Source organism: Shewanella sp. FJAT-52076 (assembly GCF_019457455.1).
In the GTDB taxonomy this organism is placed as follows: Bacteria; Pseudomonadota; Gammaproteobacteria; order Enterobacterales; family Shewanellaceae; genus Shewanella; species Shewanella zhangzhouensis.
In genome coordinates this window covers 3,232,868-3,250,890 of record NZ_CP080415.1, presented here as the reverse complement: position 1 = coordinate 3,250,890, position 18,023 = coordinate 3,232,868, and the positions used below count along the sequence as shown (strand labels likewise).

The following is an 18,023-nucleotide window of genomic DNA, read 5'->3' as shown; positions in this document are numbered from 1 at the left end:
TGTCTGGGGGTCTGTTTGGGCAGGGTGTTGGACCTTTTGGCGCCAAAATAAAACAGGGGCATCAGGCCCCTGTTTTTATCCGCATTTTGTGCTGTTAATCCGCTTTTGAGGGTTTGCGGTTTTTGCCGCCGGCACCTTTTGGCGCCGATGAGCGGTAGTCGCCGCCCTTATCACTGCGTTTACCGTCTTTGCCCTGGGCGTGATAACGGGGTTTTCCGTCGGCGCTGTTACGGGTCTTTCCTTCGGTGCTTTGACCTGACTTGCCTTCAGCCTTGTGCCTTGGCTTTCCTTCAGTATTGGCGCGATCACGAGCCGGGCTGCGCTCGGCGGATTGATAACCTCTGCCGCTTTGGCTGCCAGCATCCTGATGACGCTTGTCGCCACGGCCATGGGGCGTTTTTTCACCCACTTCGCGCTTGGCACTGCGGGCATTGCCGTCTCTGGAGGCGTAACCCTGGCCTTCGGTACGGTCACGTGGGCCATGTTGGCTGCGTCCCGCATCGGCCCTGTCGTGGCTTCTGCGTTCCTGCTTATCATGGCCTCTGCGCTCATGTTTTTCCTGGCCGTCACCCTTATCATCAGTGCCGGTATGGCGCGTCGATGCTCTGCCGCCAGAACGGAAGTTGTCGCCGCCCCTGCTGTCTGCAGTCTTGGCGTTTGGTGTGGCAGGGCCGCGGCCTGGGGCAGCCTTGGGCTTAGGATTTTTGGCCTTGGCTTTGGCATCCTTGGCCTTGACCTTTTTCTTGGTAGGCACCTTGGCTTCTTTGTGCTTGGGGCGCAGCTCTTCAATCACCCTGCGTTTGAGCGGCTGCTCAATGTAACGCTCGACCTTGCCCAGAATCCGCATGTCGTGAGCTTCCACCAGGGAGATGGCGGTGCCCTTGGCGCCTGCACGGCCGGTGCGGCCGATGCGGTGCACATAGGTGTCGGCTGACCGAGGCATGTCGAAGTTGATCACATGGGTGATGTCTTCAATGTCGATACCCCGTGCGGCCACATCGGTGGCCAAGAGCACGTTCACTTCACCTTTGGTAAAGCGGCCCAGTGCCTGGAAACGTTTTTTCTGATCCATGTCGCCGCGCATAAAGGCGCAGGCAATACCGGCCTGTTGCAATTGGCCTTCCAGCGAAGCCACCACGTCGCGGGTCTTACAGAAAACGATGGCTCGCTTCACTTCTTCCTGCTTGAGCAAATGGGTCAGCAGGGCGAACTTGTGGTCTTTGTCGTCGGCCAGATGTATCCACTGATGGATTTTGGCTTTTTCGCTGCGGGGCGGCTCAGACTCCACGAATACAGGTTCGTTGAGGAGCTCACGGGCAAAGTTGCCCACGCCGCCACCTTCCAGGGTGGCGGAAAACAGCATGGCCTGTTTGCGGCCACTGGCTTCTACGGCAATGGTTTTCACCACTTCACCAAAGCCCATGTCCAGCATGCGGTCGGCTTCGTCGATAACCAGGACTTCCACCAGTTCGGCGCTGAAATGGCCCTTGTCCAGATACTCCAGCAGACGTCCCGGGGTTGCCACCAGGATATCGACGTTACTCTTGAGCATCTCTTCCTGTGGACCATAGGGCACGCCACCGGTGATAAGCTTGATGTCCAGCTCCAGATTGGTGGCCAGATGGCTGGCGTAGCGATGGATTTGGCTGGCCAATTCACGGGTGGGAGTCAATACCAGCACCCGGGGCTGACCCGGACGACGGCGGGGGAAATCTATCAGGTGCTGCAGCGCAGGCAGCAAAAAGCTGGCAGTCTTGCCGGTCCCTGTTGGAGCGCGCGCCAGAATATCCCTTTGCTCCATGGCAAGGGGGATGGTCATACGCTGAATGGTGGTGGGGGTGTTGTGCCCCATGGCTTTCAGGGACTCCAGCAGCTCGGGGTCCAATTGGAAATCTTCAAATAGCATGGTGGCATTCCTACTCTAACAGGCGCGGTATTATAGGTGCTTTACTCGGTTACTGAAACCAGGAGTTACAGTTTCAGGTAAAAGTCCCTGGTGAGGGCCGTCATGGCCTCAGTGTAGCAGCCTTGAACATCCCTGATGGCGAGGTGTTCATGCTGATAATTGTCCTCTTTGTGGCTGACCGCGAGCAGCAGTCTCCGTGGCGCTTTTCCTTCAACCGTGCTGACTTCAACCCTTTGCTGGATGCCGAGCCCGGCGTGAGTGAGCGCTTGCATGAAGGCTGGCTCACTTTCCACCGGCAACACCAGGCTGGCAACGCCCTGGGCGCTTAAGTGGGTTGCCATTAGCTTGCACAGTGCCAAAAATCCAAGGCTGCCTGTGTGTCTTGCCTGGGCTCTGCCGGGCTTTTCTGACAATGGCCCGGTTTCAAAATAGGGCGGGTTACAGAGTATGTGAGTGAACACTTTGCCTGCCAGCGCCTTTGCATCAGCGGCATCGGCTTCAATCAGGCTTATTCTGTCGCGCCAGGGGCTGGCGCTGAAGTTACTGCGGCACGCACTGGCGGCCACAGGGTCTATTTCGATGGCGGTGATGAGCGCCTTGCAGCGCTGGGCTGCCATCAGAGCCAACAGGCCACTGCCTGCGCCCAGGTCGAGCACTGCATCTGCGCCATCAAGATTGGCCCAGGCCCCCAGAAGCACGGCGTCTGTGCTGACGGGCATACCGCAACCGAAATCGTCCACGTGAAATGCTTTAAAACTGAACCCCATGGTGTCTGAGCCAAATGAACAATCGCTTTCCTGTGGCGGCATGGTAACAGAATCCCGCGTTTGTCCCCAGAAAAGCCCTTGGCTTGCCTGTAAAAAGGTGCCGACTCTGGACCTCTGGTCTGACCTTGTTTGGGGCCGCTGTTGCCCAAATGTGATGACTGCGGCCCGAAAACGCCCATGAACCGTGATCCGGCGCAACATGCTGTTAGCGCGAATGCAGCATGGGGCACTTTTTTGTGCAAGAGAGGCCAGTCTGCTTGCGCTGCTCTCCGGGCTTTGGTATTAGTTTCCCCCTTTCCCGTAGCCATTTTTTGCGACTTCGGGCCCCTCGGTGGCGTTTTTGGCCAAAATTCACCTCGAGGCAGGTGGTTTTTTCGGCGCGCAACGCCAAATTTACCTCTCCAGTGCTGTAATTATGGCGTTACACGGGGGCTTTCTCAGTCCTTCTTCGGTAGCCAAGTTACAGATAATCACTTAAGTTTGTTCGAAAAACACTAATAAATAAGATGGGGCTTCTTGTGCAAAACAAGCAGATGAGTTTCTCAGACACCTTAAGTCTGGGTTTTATGACTTTTGCGTTCTTTTTGGGGGCCGGTAACCTGATATTCCCGCCATTTGCGGGCATGCTTGCCGGTGAGAACATGCCATTGGCCATGATGGGCTTTTTGGTGACTGCCGTGGGTATGCCATTGGTGGGTTTGATTGCCGTTGCCAAAACCCAGGGCAAGGTGATGGCGTACCTGCCTGCTGTGGCAGCTACGGCGCTGGCCGTGGCCATCTACATCATCATAGGACCGGCCTTTGCCGCGCCCCGCACCGGTCTGGTGGCCTTTGAAATTGGCGCCAAACCCTTCCTGGGCGATACCAGTACCGTCCTGGCGCTTGGCAGTATCAGCCTGAACGTGGCCCAGCTTATCTTTACCCTTGGGTTCTTCGCTGTGACCATGCTGCTGGCCCTCTTCCCCGGTAAATTGATGGACAGTGTCGGTAAAGTACTGACGCCTGTGCTTATGGTTCTGCTGTTGTCGCTGGCCATTTCTGTGATTATGCTGCCTTCCGGTGATGTTTCAGCGCCGGTGGGAGAATACGCGTCCAGCCCGCTTATCAAGGGGGTGATTGAAGGCTACAACACCATGGATACCCTGGCGTCGCTCATGTTCGGTATGTTGATTATCGATCTTTTGCGCAAAAAAGGCGTTGATGCCCCGGCCGATCAAACCCGGGCACTGGTACGTGCTGCTTTTATCGCCGCCTCAGGCTTGGCCTTTGTGTATATTTCGCTGTTCTTCCTCGGTGCCACTGCCGGAGATATCGCCCAAGGCGCCGAAAACGGCGGGCAGATCCTGACCCGCTATGTTGACCGTGAGTTTGGCACCCTGGGGGCGCTGCTGTTGTCCACAGTCGTGTCTTTGGCCTGTTTGACCACGGCCGTGGGGCTGGTGAGTGCCTGTTCTGACTATTTCAATGAGCTGTTCCCGCGCATTAAGTATCGTCAGTTTGTGATCCTGTTTTCGATCATTTGCGCCGTGGTGGCCAACGTGGGGCTGACCCAGCTTATCAGCGTGAGTATTCCTGTGCTGGTGAGTGTTTACCCCGTGGTGATTGCGCTGGTGGCCGTGACCTTCATAACCCAATACCTGCCCAATCCCAAAGTCAGCCATCGACTGGTGCTGGCAGTGGCGCTGCTCTTTGGTGCCATCGATGGCCTCAAGGCTGCCGGGATGAACATGGAGTCTTTGAGCTTTATGCCGCTTTACGCCGAAGGTATGGCCTGGTTGTTGCCAACCGCAGTGACCATGGTAATCTGCCTCTTTATCGGTAAGCGCACACCGGCCGCGGCCTGATAGCAATACGCATTAGACAAGCCGGGCTCGCCCGGCTTTTTTGTTTTCTGTTGGAGTCTTTTTTGTCCGCCAAAGCTAATACCTCCCTGAAGGGTGGCAAGCGCTCGGAGAAATCCGGTGCCCCACTGAAACCCAGTGCTGCCGGAATGGCACTGATTGATGCGTTTCTGGATGAGCTTTGGTCGCTTCAGGGTCTGTCTGACAACACCTTAAGTGCCTACCGTACCGATTTGTGTCAGTTCGATGCCTTTCTCTCAGCCAAGGGGATGGGTTTGCTGGCCCTCGATAGTCTGACTCTAAGAGACTATCTGGCGTACCGTTTCGAGCAGGGCATGGCCAAAACCTCGACGGCACGCATGCTCTCAAGCCTGCGCCGCTTCTATCGCCATCAACTGGTATCAGGCACTCTCAGTGAAGACCCAACTGCCCTGATTGAATCGCCCAAACTCCCCAAATCCCTGCCAGGCAGCCTGTCTGAGGCGCAGGTGGAGCTGCTGCTGGCGGAGCCAAACAGCGAAGACCCTGTGGAGTGCCGCGATAAAGCCATGCTGGAGCTGCTTTATGCTACCGGACTGCGGGTCAGCGAGTTGGTGGGGCTTGGCATGTCGGAGCTGGGGCTGCGTCAGGGGCTGGTACGTATTATCGGTAAGGGGGGGAAAGAACGATTGGTGCCCATGGGGGAAGTGGCCCAGGACGCGCTGGAACAGTTTCTTGCAGGTCCGAGGCAGATGCTCCTCAAGCAAGGCGCCACCGAGGTGGTATTTCCATCCAACCGTGGTCAGCAAATGACACGGCAAACCTTTTGGCACCGCATCAAGCTGTATGCCCTGAGAGCAGGCATTTCCACTGAGCTGTCGCCCCACACCCTAAGGCACGCCTTTGCCACCCATTTGCTGAATCATGGCGCCGATCTCCGGGTGGTACAGCTGCTGCTGGGGCACAGTTCATTATCGACGACCCAAATATATACCCACGTGGCCAGAACCCGCCTTGCGGATCTCCATGAAAAACATCACCCCAGGGGGTGAGAGTTTGGTGAAAACACCAACTGATACAAATTCAGTCCCGGCTAATTTGCTTTTGTTACCGTTAGACGGTAACTTTTCAGGCCATTCGCGGGTCTTATAATCAAGAGACTATACCCGCAGTCGTATTCAAGGACTCAAGATGAAATTCACCCGTACCCTGACGCTTCTGGGCTCACTGGCCCTGGCACCCATGTTGATGGCTGCCCCGGCTACATCAAACGACATGTTGAAGCAGAAAATTGAAAGCACCCTTGGCCTGGAAGTGAACAGCATCACTGCCTCTCCGGTTGAGGGGCTGTATCAGGCCATCACCAACCGCGGTGTGTTGTACATCACTGCCGATGGCAGCAAGCTGCTCCATGGCAACATCTATGACTTGAATGACCAGATGAACAACCTGACCGAAAAAGCCCTGGCAGGCCCGCGTCTGGACATGCTCAAAGAATTTGAAAGCAAGATGTTGGTGTATAAAGCCAAAGACGAAAAACACGTCGTCACTGTCTTTACCGACATTACCTGTGGTTATTGCCGCAAGCTGCATCGTGAGATGAAAGACTATAACGACCTTGGGATCACAGTGCGTTATCTGGCGTATCCCCGTCAGGGCGTGCCTTCCCCCAATGCCGACGAGATGGAAGCCGTATGGTGTGCCAAAGACCCTCACAAGGCTATGGACGATGCCAAGGCCGGTAAAAATATCAGCCTCGCCAAGTGTGACGCGGATATTGCCGGCCAGTACAATCTGGGTGGCTCATTCGGCGTAAATGGCACTCCTGCCATTGTGCTGGAAGATGGCTCTATGATCCCCGGTTATCAGCCTGCCTCAGCGCTGTTTGATGTGCTTGAGCGTCGTGCGGTCAAGCAGTAACAGCGTGCTGCATCCAAGAGAAGGTGAGCCCAGGCTCACCTTTTTGTTGTATTGGTATTCCCCAAGGTTCAAGCAAGGAGTCACTGCGTGAAGTACAAACTCACCAGACGTAAAACGGTGGATGACTCCCACCTGCCAAACCACCTGCATCCTTTGATAAAGCAGCTGCTTGCCCGCCGCGGTGTGGCGGCCGATGACTGCGAGCAGGAGCTGTCGCGCCTGCTGCGACCCGAGACCATGCTGGGGCTCGATAAGGCCGCGCATCTGTTGGCCGATGCTGCCATGGCCTCAAAGCGTATGCTGATTGTTGGTGACTTTGATGCCGATGGTGCCACCTCCACCAGTGTGAGTTTGCTGGCGCTCAAGATGCTGGGTATTCAGGGGGCGGATTTTCTGATTCCCAATCGCTTCGATTATGGTTATGGCCTCAGCGTGCCCCTGGTGGCACTCGCGGTGGAAAAGGGCGCCGAGGTGCTTATCACGGTGGACAATGGCATCAGCAGCATCGAGGGCGTGGCGGTGGCCAAAGCCGCCGGGATGCAGGTGGTGATCACCGACCATCATCTGCCCGGGCAGGTATTGCCGGACGCCGATGCCATAGTTAACCCCAATCAACAGGGTTGCACTTTTGCCAGCAAATCCATTGCCGGTGTGGGCGTGGCCTTTTATCTGATGCTGGCCCTTCGCGCTGAACTCAGAAGCCGTGGCTGGTTTGAAAGGCTCGGCATAAAAGAGCCCAATCTGGCGGTGCTGGTGGACATAGTGGCGCTGGGGACTGTGGCAGACGTGGTGAGTTTGGATGCCAATAACCGGATTCTGGTGGATGCCGGGCTTAAGCGCGTCAGGGCTGGACGTTGCAGGCCCGGAATTACCGCGCTGCTGGAAGTTGCCAAGCGTAATCCCGCCCGCGCGGTTGCTGCCGACTTTGGTTTTGCCGTGGGGCCCAGACTCAATGCCGCTGGGCGCCTCGATGAGATGTCCCTTGGGGTGGAAACCCTCCTGTGTGAAGACATCATGTATGCCCGCAGAATGGCGGCCGAACTGGATGGCCTGAATCAGGAGCGCCGCGAGCTGGAAACCGGCATGCAGGCCGAGGCATTGAAGAGCCTCGAGCGCTTGCAGCTGGAAGAGTCGCAACTGCCCTGGGGCATAGCCCTGTATCAGGATGACTGGCATCAGGGGGTGATAGGTATTCTGGCCTCACGTATCAAAGACAAATATCACAGACCTGTTATTGCCTTTGCCGAAGCGTCGGATACCGAGGTTAAGGGCTCGGCCCGCTCCATCAAGGGCCTGCACATGCGCGACTTGCTGGAGCTGATTTCCAGCCGCCATCCCGGGCTTATTCCCAAGTTTGGTGGCCATGCCATGGCGGCAGGCCTGAGCCTCGCCAAAGCCGATGTGAGCAAGTTTCAGGCTGTGTTTGATGAAACAGTCCGGGAGCTGTTGGCACCAGAGCTTCTCACCGGTGAAATCCTCTCCGATGGTGAATTGCCCATGGAATACCTGACCCTGGAAACCGCGAGTCTTATTCGCGCCAGTGGCCCCTGGGGGCAGGGCTTCGAAGAGCCGCTGTTTGATGGCCATTTCCGGTTATTGCAGCAGCGCCTCGTGGGCGAAAAGCATCTGAAGATGTTGGTGGAAACCGAGTGTGGCCGCCTGATGCTGGATGCCATCGCCTTCAACGTGGACCTTAAACTCTGGCCCGATGCCACGGTGCGCCATGTGCAGCTTGCCTACCGCCTCGATGTAAACGAGTTTCGTGGCAATCAAAGCCTGCAGCTTCTTGTCGAGCAAATCGAAGCCAAATGAGTCCGGACGCCTGTTAACGAAACGCCAGTTAATAAAAAAGCCACCCTAGGGTGGCTTTTTTGTCGTGAACGGCCCGCTTATCAGGCGGTGACAGTTTTCACGCCATCAGGGGTGCCGACCAAGAGCACATCGGCGCCGCGATGAGCAAAGAGACCATTGGTCACTACGCCTACTATGCCGTTGATTTGCTGTTCCAGCTTCTTGGGTTCCATGATCTTCATGTTGTGCACATCCAGGATCACGTTGCCGTTGTCGGTAACCACGCCTTCACGGTACACAGGGTCGCCGCCCAGTTTTACCAGCTCACGGGCTACGTAGGAGCGGGCCATGGGGATGACTTCAACCGGCAGCGGGAACTCGCCGAGGATGGCTACTTCTTTGGTGTTGTCCACGATACAGATAAATTTGTCGGCCACGGCGGCGACAATTTTTTCACGGGTGAGGGCTGCACCACCGCCCTTGATCATGTCCATCTGGCCGTTGATTTCATCGGCGCCGTCCACATAAACAGACAGTCGGTCGACACTGTTCAAGTCGTAAACCGGAATGCCCAGTGCCTTGAGCTTGGCGGTTGAGGCTTCAGAAGAAGACACTGCGCCTTCGATATCCGCCTTGATGGTAGCCAACGCATCGATAAAGTGGTTCACAGTAGAGCCTGTGCCCACGCCAACAATGCTGTCTTTTTCTACGTATTTGAGTGCAGCCCAGGCGGCGGCCTTTTTCATTTCGTCTTGAGTCATGGTGAGGTCCTGTAAACGACTTAATGCAAAAAAATTGCCCTTATTATACCTGCAAGTGGCTATAAAAGTGGTTGTTGGCTAACAAAAATCCTGCCTTTGCTGCCGCTTCTCTGACACTTTTGCATCCCAGGGGTGCGTTTTGCCAAAGGGATGGATTAGGATAACCGCAACCGATTTAAGTGTTTTCACAAGGAGTTGTTATGGCCGGAGCCAGTTTGCTCACCCTGCTGGATGATATTGCGACCATTCTGGATGATGTGTCTGTGATGAGTAAGGTTGCTGCCAAGAAAACCGCCGGGGTGCTGGGGGACGATTTGGCCCTCAATGCCCAGCAGGTAACCGGGGTCAATGCCGACCGGGAGTTGCCCGTGGTGTGGGCCGTTGCCAAGGGCTCATTTCTCAATAAGTTAATCCTGGTCCCCCTGGCGCTGCTTATCAGCGCCTTTGTCCCCTGGCTGGTGACGCCCCTCTTGATGTTCGGCGGCCTGTTTTTGTGTTTTGAAGGCTTTGAAAAGCTCTGGCATGCCAGAGCCAAGCATGTGCCGATTGAGGGGGAAGATGCTCACGAGGCGTTGGTGCCAAAGGGTATGGACCCCAAAGAGTATGAAAAGCAAAAGGTGAAGGGCGCGATACGCACCGATTTTGTGCTCTCGGCCGAGATTATTGCCATCACCCTGGGAGTGGTGGCCGAGCAAACCTTTATGACCCAGGTCGCGACCCTGTCCATCATTGCGGTGCTGATGACCATAGGTGTCTATGGTTTGGTGGCCGGGATAGTCAAACTCGATGATTTGGGGCTCTGGCTGTCGCGTAAAACCGCTAAGCTTGCCCGGATGTTGGGTAACCTGCTGCTGGCGGCGGCGCCCAAACTCATGAAACTCTTATCTGTTGTGGGTACGGCAGCCATGTTTATGGTGGGGGGCAGCATCCTTACCCACGGCATCCACGTGCTTCACGACGGCATCAATGCGGCAGCGGCGCGGGTGGGGGCGATTGAGGCCATAGGCCCTGTGCTCGAATTCTTTACCCCGAGTGTGCTGAATCTGCTTTTTGGCATAGCCGCGGGGGCGGTGGCCGTGCTCGTGATGACCTTGATTGCAAAGTTTAAACCCGCCAAGGCAAATTGATTCATTGCCATTTGGCTGCCCTTTTGACCGCCTGCCCAAGGCGCTTGGATGAGTGACTAAGCGGCAGCTGGTATCTCGGGCGGTCGTCGACCAGGCCCGAGTCACCTCCGGGTTGGCAGCAAGTAACCACAGGGAGTGGAAATGAGCAACAAATTACAGCCGTTTCTCGGCACAGCTTTACCCATCATCCAGGCCCCCATGGCCGGGGTGCAGGACAGTGACCTTGCCATTGCGGTATGCAACGCCGGAGGTTTGGGTTCCTTGCCCTGCGGTATGTTGAGTAATGAGGTAATACAGGCTGAAATTCATCGTATTCAGGCGGCAACGTCAGCACCTTTTAATCTCAACTTCTTTTGTCACAGGGTAAGTGATTACCCGGACCTCATCCGTCAGCGCTGGCAGTCGGTGCTGGCACCTTATTTTTATGAACTTGGTGTTACCGCGTCTTCAGGTCCGGCCAAGGCCAGTCGCCAACCCTTCAGCCACGACGTAGCCGATGTGATAGAAGCGGCGCGGCCAGCCTTTGTCAGCTTTCATTTTGGGCTTCCGGACAAGGCCTTGTTGCAGCGGGTAAAAGGCTGGGGCACCAGGGTGCTGTCTTCGGCAACCACCCTCGATGAGGCGCTGTGGCTTGAGGCTAACGGCGCCGACGGCATTATACTGCAGGGGCTTGAAGCCGGTGGCCACAGAGGCATGTTTTTGTCGATGGAGTTGGGTACTCAGCAGCCGCTGCATGCGCTGCTGGCATTGGTGAAGGATAGACTGACGGTGCCCGTCATTGCCGCCGGTGGCCTTGGCTGCGTCGCCGACATCAATGCTGCGTTTAAAGCCGGGGCCGATGCGGTGCAGATTGGCACGGCGTATCTATTGTGCGATGAAGCCAAAACCTCTGCTATCCATCGCCGCGCCATCGGTGAGCAACCGCTGCAAACTCAAATCACCACGCTTTTTTCCGGCAGACCGGCCCGGGGCATAGTCAATCGCGCCATGGCAGAGCTTGGCCCCTTGCATGAGGCTGCGCCGCCATTTCCCTTTGCCTCCATCGATATGGGGCTGCTGCGACAGGCGGCGGAGCAGCAGGGTAAGGGGGACTTTTCCCCCCTGTGGTGCGGGCAAAACACCTCAGGTTGCCGCGATGTACCGGCGGCAGAGCTTACCCGGGCCCTCGCTGCCGGGTTGACGTTGTGATTCGGAGAACGTTGATAGGGCATGCAGTGGCTAAGGAGTGTCTGGATGAGGAGCGAAGATGTACATAGGTGAGGCGGCAAGGGTTACGGGGCTTTCCATTAAGGCGATCCGCTTTTATGAGCAAAAAGGCTTGTTGCCCGCACCGAAGCGCCATGGGCGCTATCGGGTTTATTCGTCACAGGATCTCGAACTGCTGCGCCTTATTCGCGATGCCAAAGCCCTGGGAGTGCCACTGACCAAGCTCACGGCCGTAGTGCCTGCCCGGGGCGAGACCCTTGACTGGCCGCAAATACGCCGGTTTATCGAGGGCATTAAACAGGACATCCGGGCGCAGCAGCTTAGGCTGGAACAGCAACTGGCGACGGTGGATAAGTGTCTTTCGGCTATGGACGATTGCCCGGGACTCAGCGATTAAGCCCTTGACTCTGCCCTTAAGGGGAGACTTTAGAATCGTCCTCGTTAACCTTGATAAGGAGTACGGGGATGAAAAATATTCTGATAGTAAATGCCAATCCGAAAGCCGACAGCCTGTGCAAACATTTGGCGGATATGTATGAAGTCGAAGCGCGGGAGTATCACAGGGTAAGGCGCTTTAACCTGTCACAGATGGTCTTTGATGCCAACCTGAGAGAGGGTTATGGGATGCAGCCACTGGAGCCTTGCCTGGAGGACTTTCAGCAGGCGCTCAGCTGGGCCGGGCATCTGGTTATTGTGAGCCCTATCTGGTGGGGCAGCCTGCCCGCGGCCTTTAAAGGGCTGCTTGACCGCAGTCTGCTGCCGGGCTTTGCCTTTCGCTATGACGCTAATAACGAGGCCGCTATCCCGCTGCTGCAGGGCAAAACCGCGCGACTGATGTTCACCATGGATGCACCAGCTGACTTTGCCGAGGAGCAGGCAGCGCCCGTTGTGAATCAGCTGGACCGGTTTACCCTGCAGTTTTGTGGCTTTGCCCCGGCAAACACTATGTACTTCCCATCGGCGTCCTGGGTGACGGCAGAATGTCTTGAGCTCTGGCAACAGCGCATAAAAATCTTTGGCCGAGAAGGGGAGTGATAGTCTTGCCATATCGCCCTGGATATCGCCTGAATCGCAGTATCCTGGGCTGTCTTGCCATGGCATCGTCTTATTAAAGGCCGCAGGTTCGGCTTTTATCCGGCGTGGCTGCTGACTTATATCTCAGGGCGTTAAAGATAAATTCACTTACCAATCAATTGCCTGAAGCAGTTCAATGTCGCTTGCCGTGGTGAGGTGTTCGAGTGTGGGGCGGGCGAACAGATATCCTTGTAAATAGCGGATACCCATTTCGGTCAGACAGCTGAGTTCCTCTTGGGTTTCAATGCCTTCAGCAAGAAGTTGAGTGCACTGCAGATCGCACTGGGCCTTGATCTCCCTGATTTGTGCCTGTTTTAACGGGTCTTTGTCTATGTCACGGATGAGGGACATGTCCAATTTAAGCACATGGGGTTTCAGCTCAGAAAGCCAACTGATGTGGGTGTAGCCCGCGCCATAGTCATCGATAGCGGTTAAAAAGCCGAATTGGGCATAGCTTTGGAAAATGTTCCGCAAGTGTGCCTTGTCGATAATATTTTCCCCTTCAGTCACTTCAAAGATGAGTTTCTTCAAATCGAAGTTGTAAAGGTGGGCTGCCTCTATGGTTGCCTTGATGCAGGTCAGTGGGTTGTAGACGGCGTTGGGCAAAAAGTTGATGGATAAAAAGGTGTCGCATCCAAGCTCAGCAGCGGTTTTGATGGCGGTGATTCTGCATGCCTGATCAAAATAGTACTTGTTGGTTTCGTTGATTTGCTCAAACACCCAGCCGGCGCCTTGCCCCTCGGGGCCCCTGACCAGCGCCTCGTAGGCGAATATTTTGCGGGTTTGCCAATCGATGATGGGCTGAAATGCCATGCGGATTCGAAAGCCAAGAGAGACGCCGCTCAGGCAGTCAGCACAGGTTTGCTGTTTGATTTCTTCAGGAAAGTCCACGTCGTAGTCTCAGCGGGTCCGCAAAATAAAAGGCCGTGAGACTACTGTAGATGCAGCAGTTGAGAATGCCAAGTACTTATGGGGGCTTGCCTGGATGGCACAGAGACGTAAGTTTGTTGGACGTGCAGTGGCCATCGCCACGACGACAGACCTGAGTTGTTATTGGCCCGGATAACCGGGCCACAGAGGTGTTTTCCGCGGGGATTAGTGAGCGGGCTTATCGTGGGCGGCGGCGTATTTCACCGCTATCACGGCCACCAACATCAATACAAAGGGCACGGGCGCTGCCACCATACCCAAGGCGCTGACATTCAGCATAAAGCCGATTGCAATATGACCTACCAGTGCCACGACCAGGGCGAGGGTTGCAAGGAGCAGAACAACGACTTCTGATTTCATAACCGAATTCCTTTTGAAGGTTTGTCATGGACAGGGGCTTATTTCATGCCCGCTTTTTGATGGCTTCAGTATGAAGACTTGATGATGCAGATATTTGATCGCAATCAAGTTTAAGGTGCTGTTTTCTTGCTAGGGACGCAAAGCTTGCGTTGGCGCAAGCTTTGTTAAGAAATGGGTTTGGAAGTTAAAAAGTTGGCTTGGCTTATGCTTAAAAGCGATTGGAGCGGACGGCTGTATCGAGCCCCTCAGTCAAACTTGCCCAACCTGGCTTGCCAGAGGGCGTTTTTCTCAAGGTCAGAAAGGGGTTTTCGGGCGAGGAAAACGGCGAGGGCGATACCCAGTGGTACCACTATCAAGTCGGCACTTTGAAAGGGCAACACATAACCAAAAACGGTCAGATATACGAAGGCCGCACTGGCGCCGGGGATTAAAAGCAGTGGCCACTCAAAACATTGGCCAACAATCCTGGCACCAAGACCAATCAGAGTAGGTGGTAGCAGATATAAAAACACCATGCCGGTGTCTGCTGCAGCAATCATCACAAAGCCTATCAGCGCCAATACCGCCCCCAGGAGGCTGCCAAGCAATGTCTTATAAGGAGACTGTCGCTGCTTCAGGGCGTGGTAAGCATTTTCCATCATTTCCAGTTTGGCGCGGGCACGGTTGGCACTGTCGATTTTACCTGCGCGTTCAAGTCTCGGCGGCATAAGGGGCTAATTCAGCTAAGGGTAACTCTATCTTACCCAAAGGGGGCGAGCGCCTGAAAGTCCCAAAGCAAGAAAGGCCGACAGAAAGACAGCTAGAAAGACCGACAGAAAGACAGCTAGAAAGACCGACAGAAAGACAGCCAGTGAATCTTCACCCCGGACTTGATGAGCCTTTGCATCGGGGTTAGCGCAAAAACGCCTCGCCACTATGTGGAATGCGCAAGGTGGAATATAAGGTGAGTGTTAGCTGAAGTTAAACACCTTTGAGGGGGTGATTATCTTTGGCAGCGGCACATCCCAGGCCTCAACGGGCAGGGCAGGCAGGCGCTGACAATCGTGGGCAAGGCCTATTACCCGGGTACTGTCTGGCAGATGTGCCAGGGTGCGGTCGTAAAAGCCGCCGCCCATGCCGAGGCGGTTGCCGCTGTCATCGAAGGCGACCAGAGGGGTGATGATGGCGTCGAGCCGGTAGGCCGGGCACAGGCGGTGGCAGGCCATCACGGGCTCGGGGATACCGTAAAGGTTGTCGCGCATATTGCTGTGTTTATCGTAACGGATAAAGAGTAAATGGCCTTCGGCGAAGGGATGCAGCACCGGCAGATACACGTCAACCCCTTGTTGCCACAGGGCTTCAATCAGGGGGCGGGTGCTGATTTCACCGTCGTTTTCAAGATAAAGGGCAATGGCGCGGGCGCCATCCAGCTCAGTCAACAGATGCTGCGCTGCCTGCAGGGCCGCCGATGCCTGAACATCGCCGCTGAGGGCGCGTCTCAGGGCACGAACGTGTTTTCGTATGGTACTGCGCGACGCATTCGCACTCATGTTGCCCAGTGCTTCAGCACTTGAGCTAATCAGCGCATCGGCGCTTAAGCCTTCTTGTGCTTTCGCACGCTGGGCGATAGTCGCGTTGGATGTGACGGATACCGTCATAAGTTGAGATGCTCCCCGGAATGCCGCTGCCGGTGTAGCCCTTGAACCGTAGGTTCAAGGCGGGCCTGCGATTACTTCCTAAGGCTTCTCGGTACGAGCCGAGCCTGCTCAATGTCGGTAAAACACCTGCCCTAAAGTCAAAAATATCGGCACAGGGACATTACCAGCTGGCGCACAACCCAGGGAGCAAATTTGGTGGCGTTACACAGGGAATGTACCCGGCGCAAAACCTGTAATCAGTTTAATCTTCCTTGTGGCTTCGCTCAACCAAAGCTTGTTCGAGCGTTCGCTGCAGCAGGCGGATTCGGTCGTCCATTTGCTGCATATAGTCTTGATTCTTTCGCTGTTCTTCGTGCAACTCGTGACCGAGATTTAATGCCGCCATCATGGCCAGATCTTCCCGGCTCAGATTGCTGGTGCGGCCACGAAGTGACGTCAGCTGCTGCTCAAGCTTTTGTGCCACCGCCCTCAGTGCCGCTTCTTGTCCGACTGGACAGGCGATGGAGTAGGTGCGTCCAAGGAGGATGATATCAATGGCGCTACTGCTCATGGGCTATCCCTGTGGTGGTCTTTATGTGGCGGACTATATAAGGCGGGTTGCAAAAGTGCAAGGCCGGAGCGGCGTTGATGCCGCGCTGAAAACGAGTTTGCTGCTTGCGTGAGCAACGGCCTGAGGCAAAAGATGATTATTGAGCCAATGTCACGCAAAATTGCCACAAACCCCTGTTTGCAAACTTGGTCACTACCGCTGGCGTCTGTTAGCATTGGCACATTGCGTTTAGGCTCTGGACACTCAATTATGGCAACCCCACCCTCCCTCAAAATTGAAAAACTGCTCGGCGCGCTGGAAGCGGCTGAAATTGGTCAGCATCCGGTGGAAGTGCACGGCGCCATGGTCGGCTTGATTGCCGGTGGCGTAGAGCAGGGCCGGGGGGCCTGGCTTAAGCCCCTGCTTGAGCTGATGAACGACGGGCAATCATTGCCCGCTGAGCTGCAAGCCCTGGTGGAAGAGCTGTTTGTGGACACCCAGGCCCGTCTGGGGGAAATCGACTTTGGTTTTATGCCGCTGTTGCCCGAAGAAGAAGAGCCCCTGTGTGACCGAGTCGAAGCCCTGTCGCTGTGGGTGCAGAGTTTTCTGACCGGGCTTGCCATTATCCAGCCGGGGCTTAATCAGGCCTCGGAAGATGTGCGCGAAGTGATTGCCGATCTCGCCGCCGTGGCCCAGGTCGAATTCGATGTAGTGGATGATGAAGAGTCTGAAACCGCCTATGTCGAAATCCTTGAGTTTGTGCGTATGGCGGCCATTCATTGCTACCAGGAATTTGGCCCCCAGGATGGCGGCGGCGCCATACAGCCCAGCAATAATCTGCATTGATATTGGCGGGACTTCGAGGAGCTGTGCACCATGGACGACACCCGTCACACTAACCCAACTGCCGTTGACGATGCGCCTGACGTTGCATCTCAGGCAAACCAGGCTGTCGATATCGCCATAGTGGGCGGCGCCATGGCCGGTGCAACCCTGGCGCTGGCCCTTGAACAGCTCTGCAAATCCTCAGGTACTTCCCTTTCCATCGCCCTGATTGAAGCCAGGGCGCCGGGCGACGAACATCCAGGCTTCGATGCCCGTGCCATCGCCGTCGCCGAAGGCTCCATTGAGGAGCTCAAGCGCCTCGGTGTGTGGCGACACCTAAGCCGGCTCGGCACGCCCATTACCGATATTCACGTCTCAGACCGTGGTCATTTCGGTATGACAGAGCTCAACAGCAGCGCCTTTGGCCTGCCCTACCTTGGGCAGGTGGTTGAGCTTGAGGCCGTGGGCAAGGCGTTGTTTGATGCCATCGCCAAGACCCGTATCCAACTGCTGTGTCCCGATGGCCTGGTGGGTATGGAGGCCGGTCAGGATGCACATACACTGCTGCTCGAATCGGGTAAAAGGCTGAGTGCCAAGCTTGTGGTCGCTGCCGATGGTTTGGGCTCTGCCGTGCGCAGCCACTTTAATTTACCTCTGGAGCAGGTGGACTTCGACCAGGAAGCCGTGATTGCCAATGTGGTAACCCGGCAGCCCCACGAACACTGGGCCTGGGAGCGCTTTACCGACACCGGGCCTTTGGCCTTGTTACCCATGGCGCCCATCAATGGAGAGTCACGGCTCTCGTTGGTGTGGGCGCTGGCTCCCGAACAAGCCAAGGTGCTGCAAGAGTGCGATGAGCAACGCTTTGTGAGTCAATTGCAACAGGCCTTTGGCAACCGGGCCGGAGTGTTTGTTGGTGCCGGTAATCGCCAGCGTTATCCCCTGAAGCTTTCCTGGATGCCAAGACCCATTCACCATCGCTGCGTGTTTGTTGGCAATGCCGCCCAAACCCTGCATCCCATCGCCGGTCAGGGCTTTAACCTGGGTCTCAGGGACATAGTGGACCTGACGCGGGTATTGCACAGCGCCCTGAGTGAAAACAGTCTGGCGGATGTGGGTGATATTCGCTTGCTGCATCGTTATCTGGCACTTCGTGAGCACGACAGATGCGAGACCCTGCTGGCCATCGAATCCCTGGTTCGGGGCTTTTCCAATCAATATTGGCCGCTGGTGGCCGGGCGCAGTTTGGGGCTTAGGCTGCTGTCCTGGTGTCCGCCGCTCAAGGCGCCGTTGGCAAGCCGGGCCATGGGCTGGCGCCGTGGTGTCCGCCTGACGCCCAACCTGTAACTATTTTGTCCGAGGACTGACAG

The 18,023-nt window shown here is 55.9% G+C and carries 18 protein-coding genes and 1 other RNA gene; 10 read left to right on the top strand and 9 right to left on the bottom strand.

Features of this window, described 5'->3' with window-relative positions:
* Positions 1–94 precede the first annotated feature (94 nt).
* Both srmB and K0H79_RS14295 read right to left on the bottom strand, forming a co-directional pair.
* Entirely contained in the window at positions 95–1,906 is a 1,812-nt protein-coding gene (srmB, locus tag K0H79_RS19320) for an ATP-dependent RNA helicase SrmB (RefSeq protein WP_258405398.1), read from the bottom strand.
* Between the two features lie 65 nt (positions 1,907–1,971).
* On the bottom strand, positions 1,972–2,715 hold the full coding sequence (locus K0H79_RS14295; protein ID WP_258405397.1) for a tRNA1(Val) (adenine(37)-N6)-methyltransferase: 744 nt from the start codon (positions 2,713–2,715) through the stop codon (positions 1,972–1,974).
* Between the two features lie 464 nt (positions 2,716–3,179).
* Here K0H79_RS14295 and brnQ point away from each other — a divergent pair, with 464 nt between their 5' ends.
* The 4 genes from brnQ (at position 3,180) to recJ (ending at position 8,225) form a co-directional block, all read left to right on the top strand.
* Complete coding sequence (brnQ, locus tag K0H79_RS14290; protein ID WP_220076255.1) at positions 3,180–4,517, top strand: branched-chain amino acid transport system II carrier protein; 1,338 nt, start codon at positions 3,180–3,182, stop codon at positions 4,515–4,517.
* Between the two features lie 146 nt (positions 4,518–4,663).
* Positions 4,664–5,545 carry a site-specific tyrosine recombinase XerD gene (gene xerD, locus K0H79_RS14285; RefSeq protein WP_220067917.1) on the top strand — a complete coding sequence of 294 codons (882 nt, stop codon included), beginning with the start codon at positions 4,664–4,666 and terminating at the stop codon, positions 5,543–5,545.
* 139 nt (positions 5,546–5,684) lie between these two features.
* Complete coding sequence (dsbC, locus tag K0H79_RS14280; protein WP_220065395.1) at positions 5,685–6,413, top strand: bifunctional protein-disulfide isomerase/oxidoreductase DsbC; 729 nt, start codon at positions 5,685–5,687, stop codon at positions 6,411–6,413.
* 87 nt (positions 6,414–6,500) lie between these two features.
* Positions 6,501–8,225 carry a single-stranded-DNA-specific exonuclease RecJ gene (gene recJ / locus K0H79_RS14275; protein WP_220076254.1) on the top strand — a complete coding sequence of 575 codons (1,725 nt, stop codon included), beginning with the start codon at positions 6,501–6,503 and terminating at the stop codon, positions 8,223–8,225.
* Positions 8,226–8,305: 80 nt separating this feature from the next.
* Here recJ and rpiA read toward each other — a convergent pair whose 3' ends face one another.
* Complete coding sequence (gene rpiA, locus K0H79_RS14270) at positions 8,306–8,965, bottom strand: ribose-5-phosphate isomerase RpiA (RefSeq protein ID WP_220076253.1); 660 nt, start codon at positions 8,963–8,965, stop codon at positions 8,306–8,308.
* A gap of 200 nt (positions 8,966–9,165) precedes the next feature.
* Between rpiA and K0H79_RS14265 the strand changes: the two genes are divergently transcribed.
* From K0H79_RS14265 to K0H79_RS14250, 4 genes are all read left to right on the top strand, one after another.
* Positions 9,166–10,092 (top strand): DUF808 domain-containing protein, encoded by a 927-nt coding sequence (locus K0H79_RS14265; RefSeq protein ID WP_220076252.1) that lies wholly within the window; start codon positions 9,166–9,168, stop codon positions 10,090–10,092.
* Positions 10,093–10,233: 141 nt separating this feature from the next.
* Positions 10,234–11,280 carry a nitronate monooxygenase family protein gene (locus K0H79_RS14260; protein WP_220076251.1) on the top strand — a complete coding sequence of 349 codons (1,047 nt, stop codon included), beginning with the start codon at positions 10,234–10,236 and terminating at the stop codon, positions 11,278–11,280.
* A 58-nt stretch (positions 11,281–11,338) separates the two neighbouring features.
* Positions 11,339–11,695 carry a MerR family transcriptional regulator gene (locus K0H79_RS14255; RefSeq protein ID WP_220076250.1) on the top strand — a complete coding sequence of 119 codons (357 nt, stop codon included), beginning with the start codon at positions 11,339–11,341 and terminating at the stop codon, positions 11,693–11,695.
* A 68-nt stretch (positions 11,696–11,763) separates the two neighbouring features.
* Positions 11,764–12,333, top strand: a complete 570-nt coding sequence (locus tag K0H79_RS14250) for an NAD(P)H-dependent oxidoreductase (RefSeq protein WP_220076249.1) — start codon at positions 11,764–11,766, stop codon at positions 12,331–12,333.
* A 147-nt stretch (positions 12,334–12,480) separates the two neighbouring features.
* Here K0H79_RS14250 and K0H79_RS14245 read toward each other — a convergent pair whose 3' ends face one another.
* From K0H79_RS14245 to K0H79_RS14220, 6 genes are all read right to left on the bottom strand, one after another.
* On the bottom strand, positions 12,481–13,263 hold the full coding sequence (locus K0H79_RS14245) for an EAL domain-containing protein (protein ID WP_220076248.1): 783 nt from the start codon (positions 13,261–13,263) through the stop codon (positions 12,481–12,483).
* A 204-nt stretch (positions 13,264–13,467) separates the two neighbouring features.
* Positions 13,468–13,662 carry a hypothetical protein gene (locus tag K0H79_RS14240; protein WP_011760838.1) on the bottom strand — a complete coding sequence of 65 codons (195 nt, stop codon included), beginning with the start codon at positions 13,660–13,662 and terminating at the stop codon, positions 13,468–13,470.
* A 245-nt stretch (positions 13,663–13,907) separates the two neighbouring features.
* Positions 13,908–14,369 (bottom strand): hypothetical protein, encoded by a 462-nt coding sequence (locus tag K0H79_RS14235; RefSeq protein ID WP_220076247.1) that lies wholly within the window; start codon positions 14,367–14,369, stop codon positions 13,908–13,910.
* A gap of 243 nt (positions 14,370–14,612) precedes the next feature.
* Complete coding sequence (locus K0H79_RS14230; protein WP_220076246.1) at positions 14,613–15,299, bottom strand: 5-formyltetrahydrofolate cyclo-ligase; 687 nt, start codon at positions 15,297–15,299, stop codon at positions 14,613–14,615.
* Between the two features lie 8 nt (positions 15,300–15,307).
* A non-coding RNA gene (ssrS, locus tag K0H79_RS14225) (6S RNA) lies at positions 15,308–15,488 on the bottom strand.
* Positions 15,489–15,540: 52 nt separating this feature from the next.
* Complete coding sequence (locus tag K0H79_RS14220; protein ID WP_203324687.1) at positions 15,541–15,849, bottom strand: cell division protein ZapA; 309 nt, start codon at positions 15,847–15,849, stop codon at positions 15,541–15,543.
* Positions 15,850–16,098: 249 nt separating this feature from the next.
* Here K0H79_RS14220 and K0H79_RS14215 point away from each other — a divergent pair, with 249 nt between their 5' ends.
* The gene (locus tag K0H79_RS14215; RefSeq protein ID WP_220065385.1) at positions 16,099–16,674 is read left to right on the top strand and encodes a UPF0149 family protein; all 576 of its coding nucleotides are present in this window, start codon (positions 16,099–16,101) and stop codon (positions 16,672–16,674) included.
* Between the two features lie 132 nt (positions 16,675–16,806).
* On the top strand, positions 16,807–18,000 hold the full coding sequence (gene ubiH, locus K0H79_RS14210; protein ID WP_408733395.1) for a 2-octaprenyl-6-methoxyphenyl hydroxylase: 1,194 nt from the start codon (positions 16,807–16,809) through the stop codon (positions 17,998–18,000).
* The last annotated feature ends 23 nt before the right edge of the window (positions 18,001–18,023 follow it).

What these genes read in the sequence shown, in the direction of transcription:
- srmB (WP_258405398.1), bottom strand. Translation starts at nt 1,906, where the DNA reads ATGCTATTTGAAGATTTCCAATTGGACCCCGAGCTGCTGGAGTCCCTG.
- K0H79_RS14295 (WP_258405397.1), bottom strand. Translation starts at nt 2,715, where the DNA reads ATGCCGCCACAGGAAAGCGATTGTTCATTTGGCTCAGACACCATGGGG.
- brnQ (WP_220076255.1), top strand. Translation starts at nt 3,180, where the DNA reads ATGGGGCTTCTTGTGCAAAACAAGCAGATGAGTTTCTCAGACACCTTA.
- xerD (WP_220067917.1), top strand. Translation starts at nt 4,664, where the DNA reads ATGGCACTGATTGATGCGTTTCTGGATGAGCTTTGGTCGCTTCAGGGT.
- dsbC (WP_220065395.1), top strand. Translation starts at nt 5,685, where the DNA reads ATGAAATTCACCCGTACCCTGACGCTTCTGGGCTCACTGGCCCTGGCA.
- rpiA (WP_220076253.1), bottom strand. Translation starts at nt 8,965, where the DNA reads ATGACTCAAGACGAAATGAAAAAGGCCGCCGCCTGGGCTGCACTCAAA.
- K0H79_RS14265 (WP_220076252.1), top strand. Translation starts at nt 9,166, where the DNA reads ATGGCCGGAGCCAGTTTGCTCACCCTGCTGGATGATATTGCGACCATT.
- K0H79_RS14260 (WP_220076251.1), top strand. Translation starts at nt 10,234, where the DNA reads ATGAGCAACAAATTACAGCCGTTTCTCGGCACAGCTTTACCCATCATC.
- K0H79_RS14255 (WP_220076250.1), top strand. Translation starts at nt 11,339, where the DNA reads ATGTACATAGGTGAGGCGGCAAGGGTTACGGGGCTTTCCATTAAGGCG.
- K0H79_RS14250 (WP_220076249.1), top strand. Translation starts at nt 11,764, where the DNA reads ATGAAAAATATTCTGATAGTAAATGCCAATCCGAAAGCCGACAGCCTG.
- K0H79_RS14240 (WP_011760838.1), bottom strand. Translation starts at nt 13,662, where the DNA reads ATGAAATCAGAAGTCGTTGTTCTGCTCCTTGCAACCCTCGCCCTGGTC.
- K0H79_RS14235 (WP_220076247.1), bottom strand. Translation starts at nt 14,369, where the DNA reads ATGCCGCCGAGACTTGAACGCGCAGGTAAAATCGACAGTGCCAACCGT.
- K0H79_RS14230 (WP_220076246.1), bottom strand. Translation starts at nt 15,299, where the DNA reads ATGACGGTATCCGTCACATCCAACGCGACTATCGCCCAGCGTGCGAAA.
- K0H79_RS14220 (WP_203324687.1), bottom strand. Translation starts at nt 15,849, where the DNA reads ATGAGCAGTAGCGCCATTGATATCATCCTCCTTGGACGCACCTACTCC.
- K0H79_RS14215 (WP_220065385.1), top strand. Translation starts at nt 16,099, where the DNA reads ATGGCAACCCCACCCTCCCTCAAAATTGAAAAACTGCTCGGCGCGCTG.
- ubiH (WP_408733395.1), top strand. Translation starts at nt 16,807, where the DNA reads ATGGCCGGTGCAACCCTGGCGCTGGCCCTTGAACAGCTCTGCAAATCC.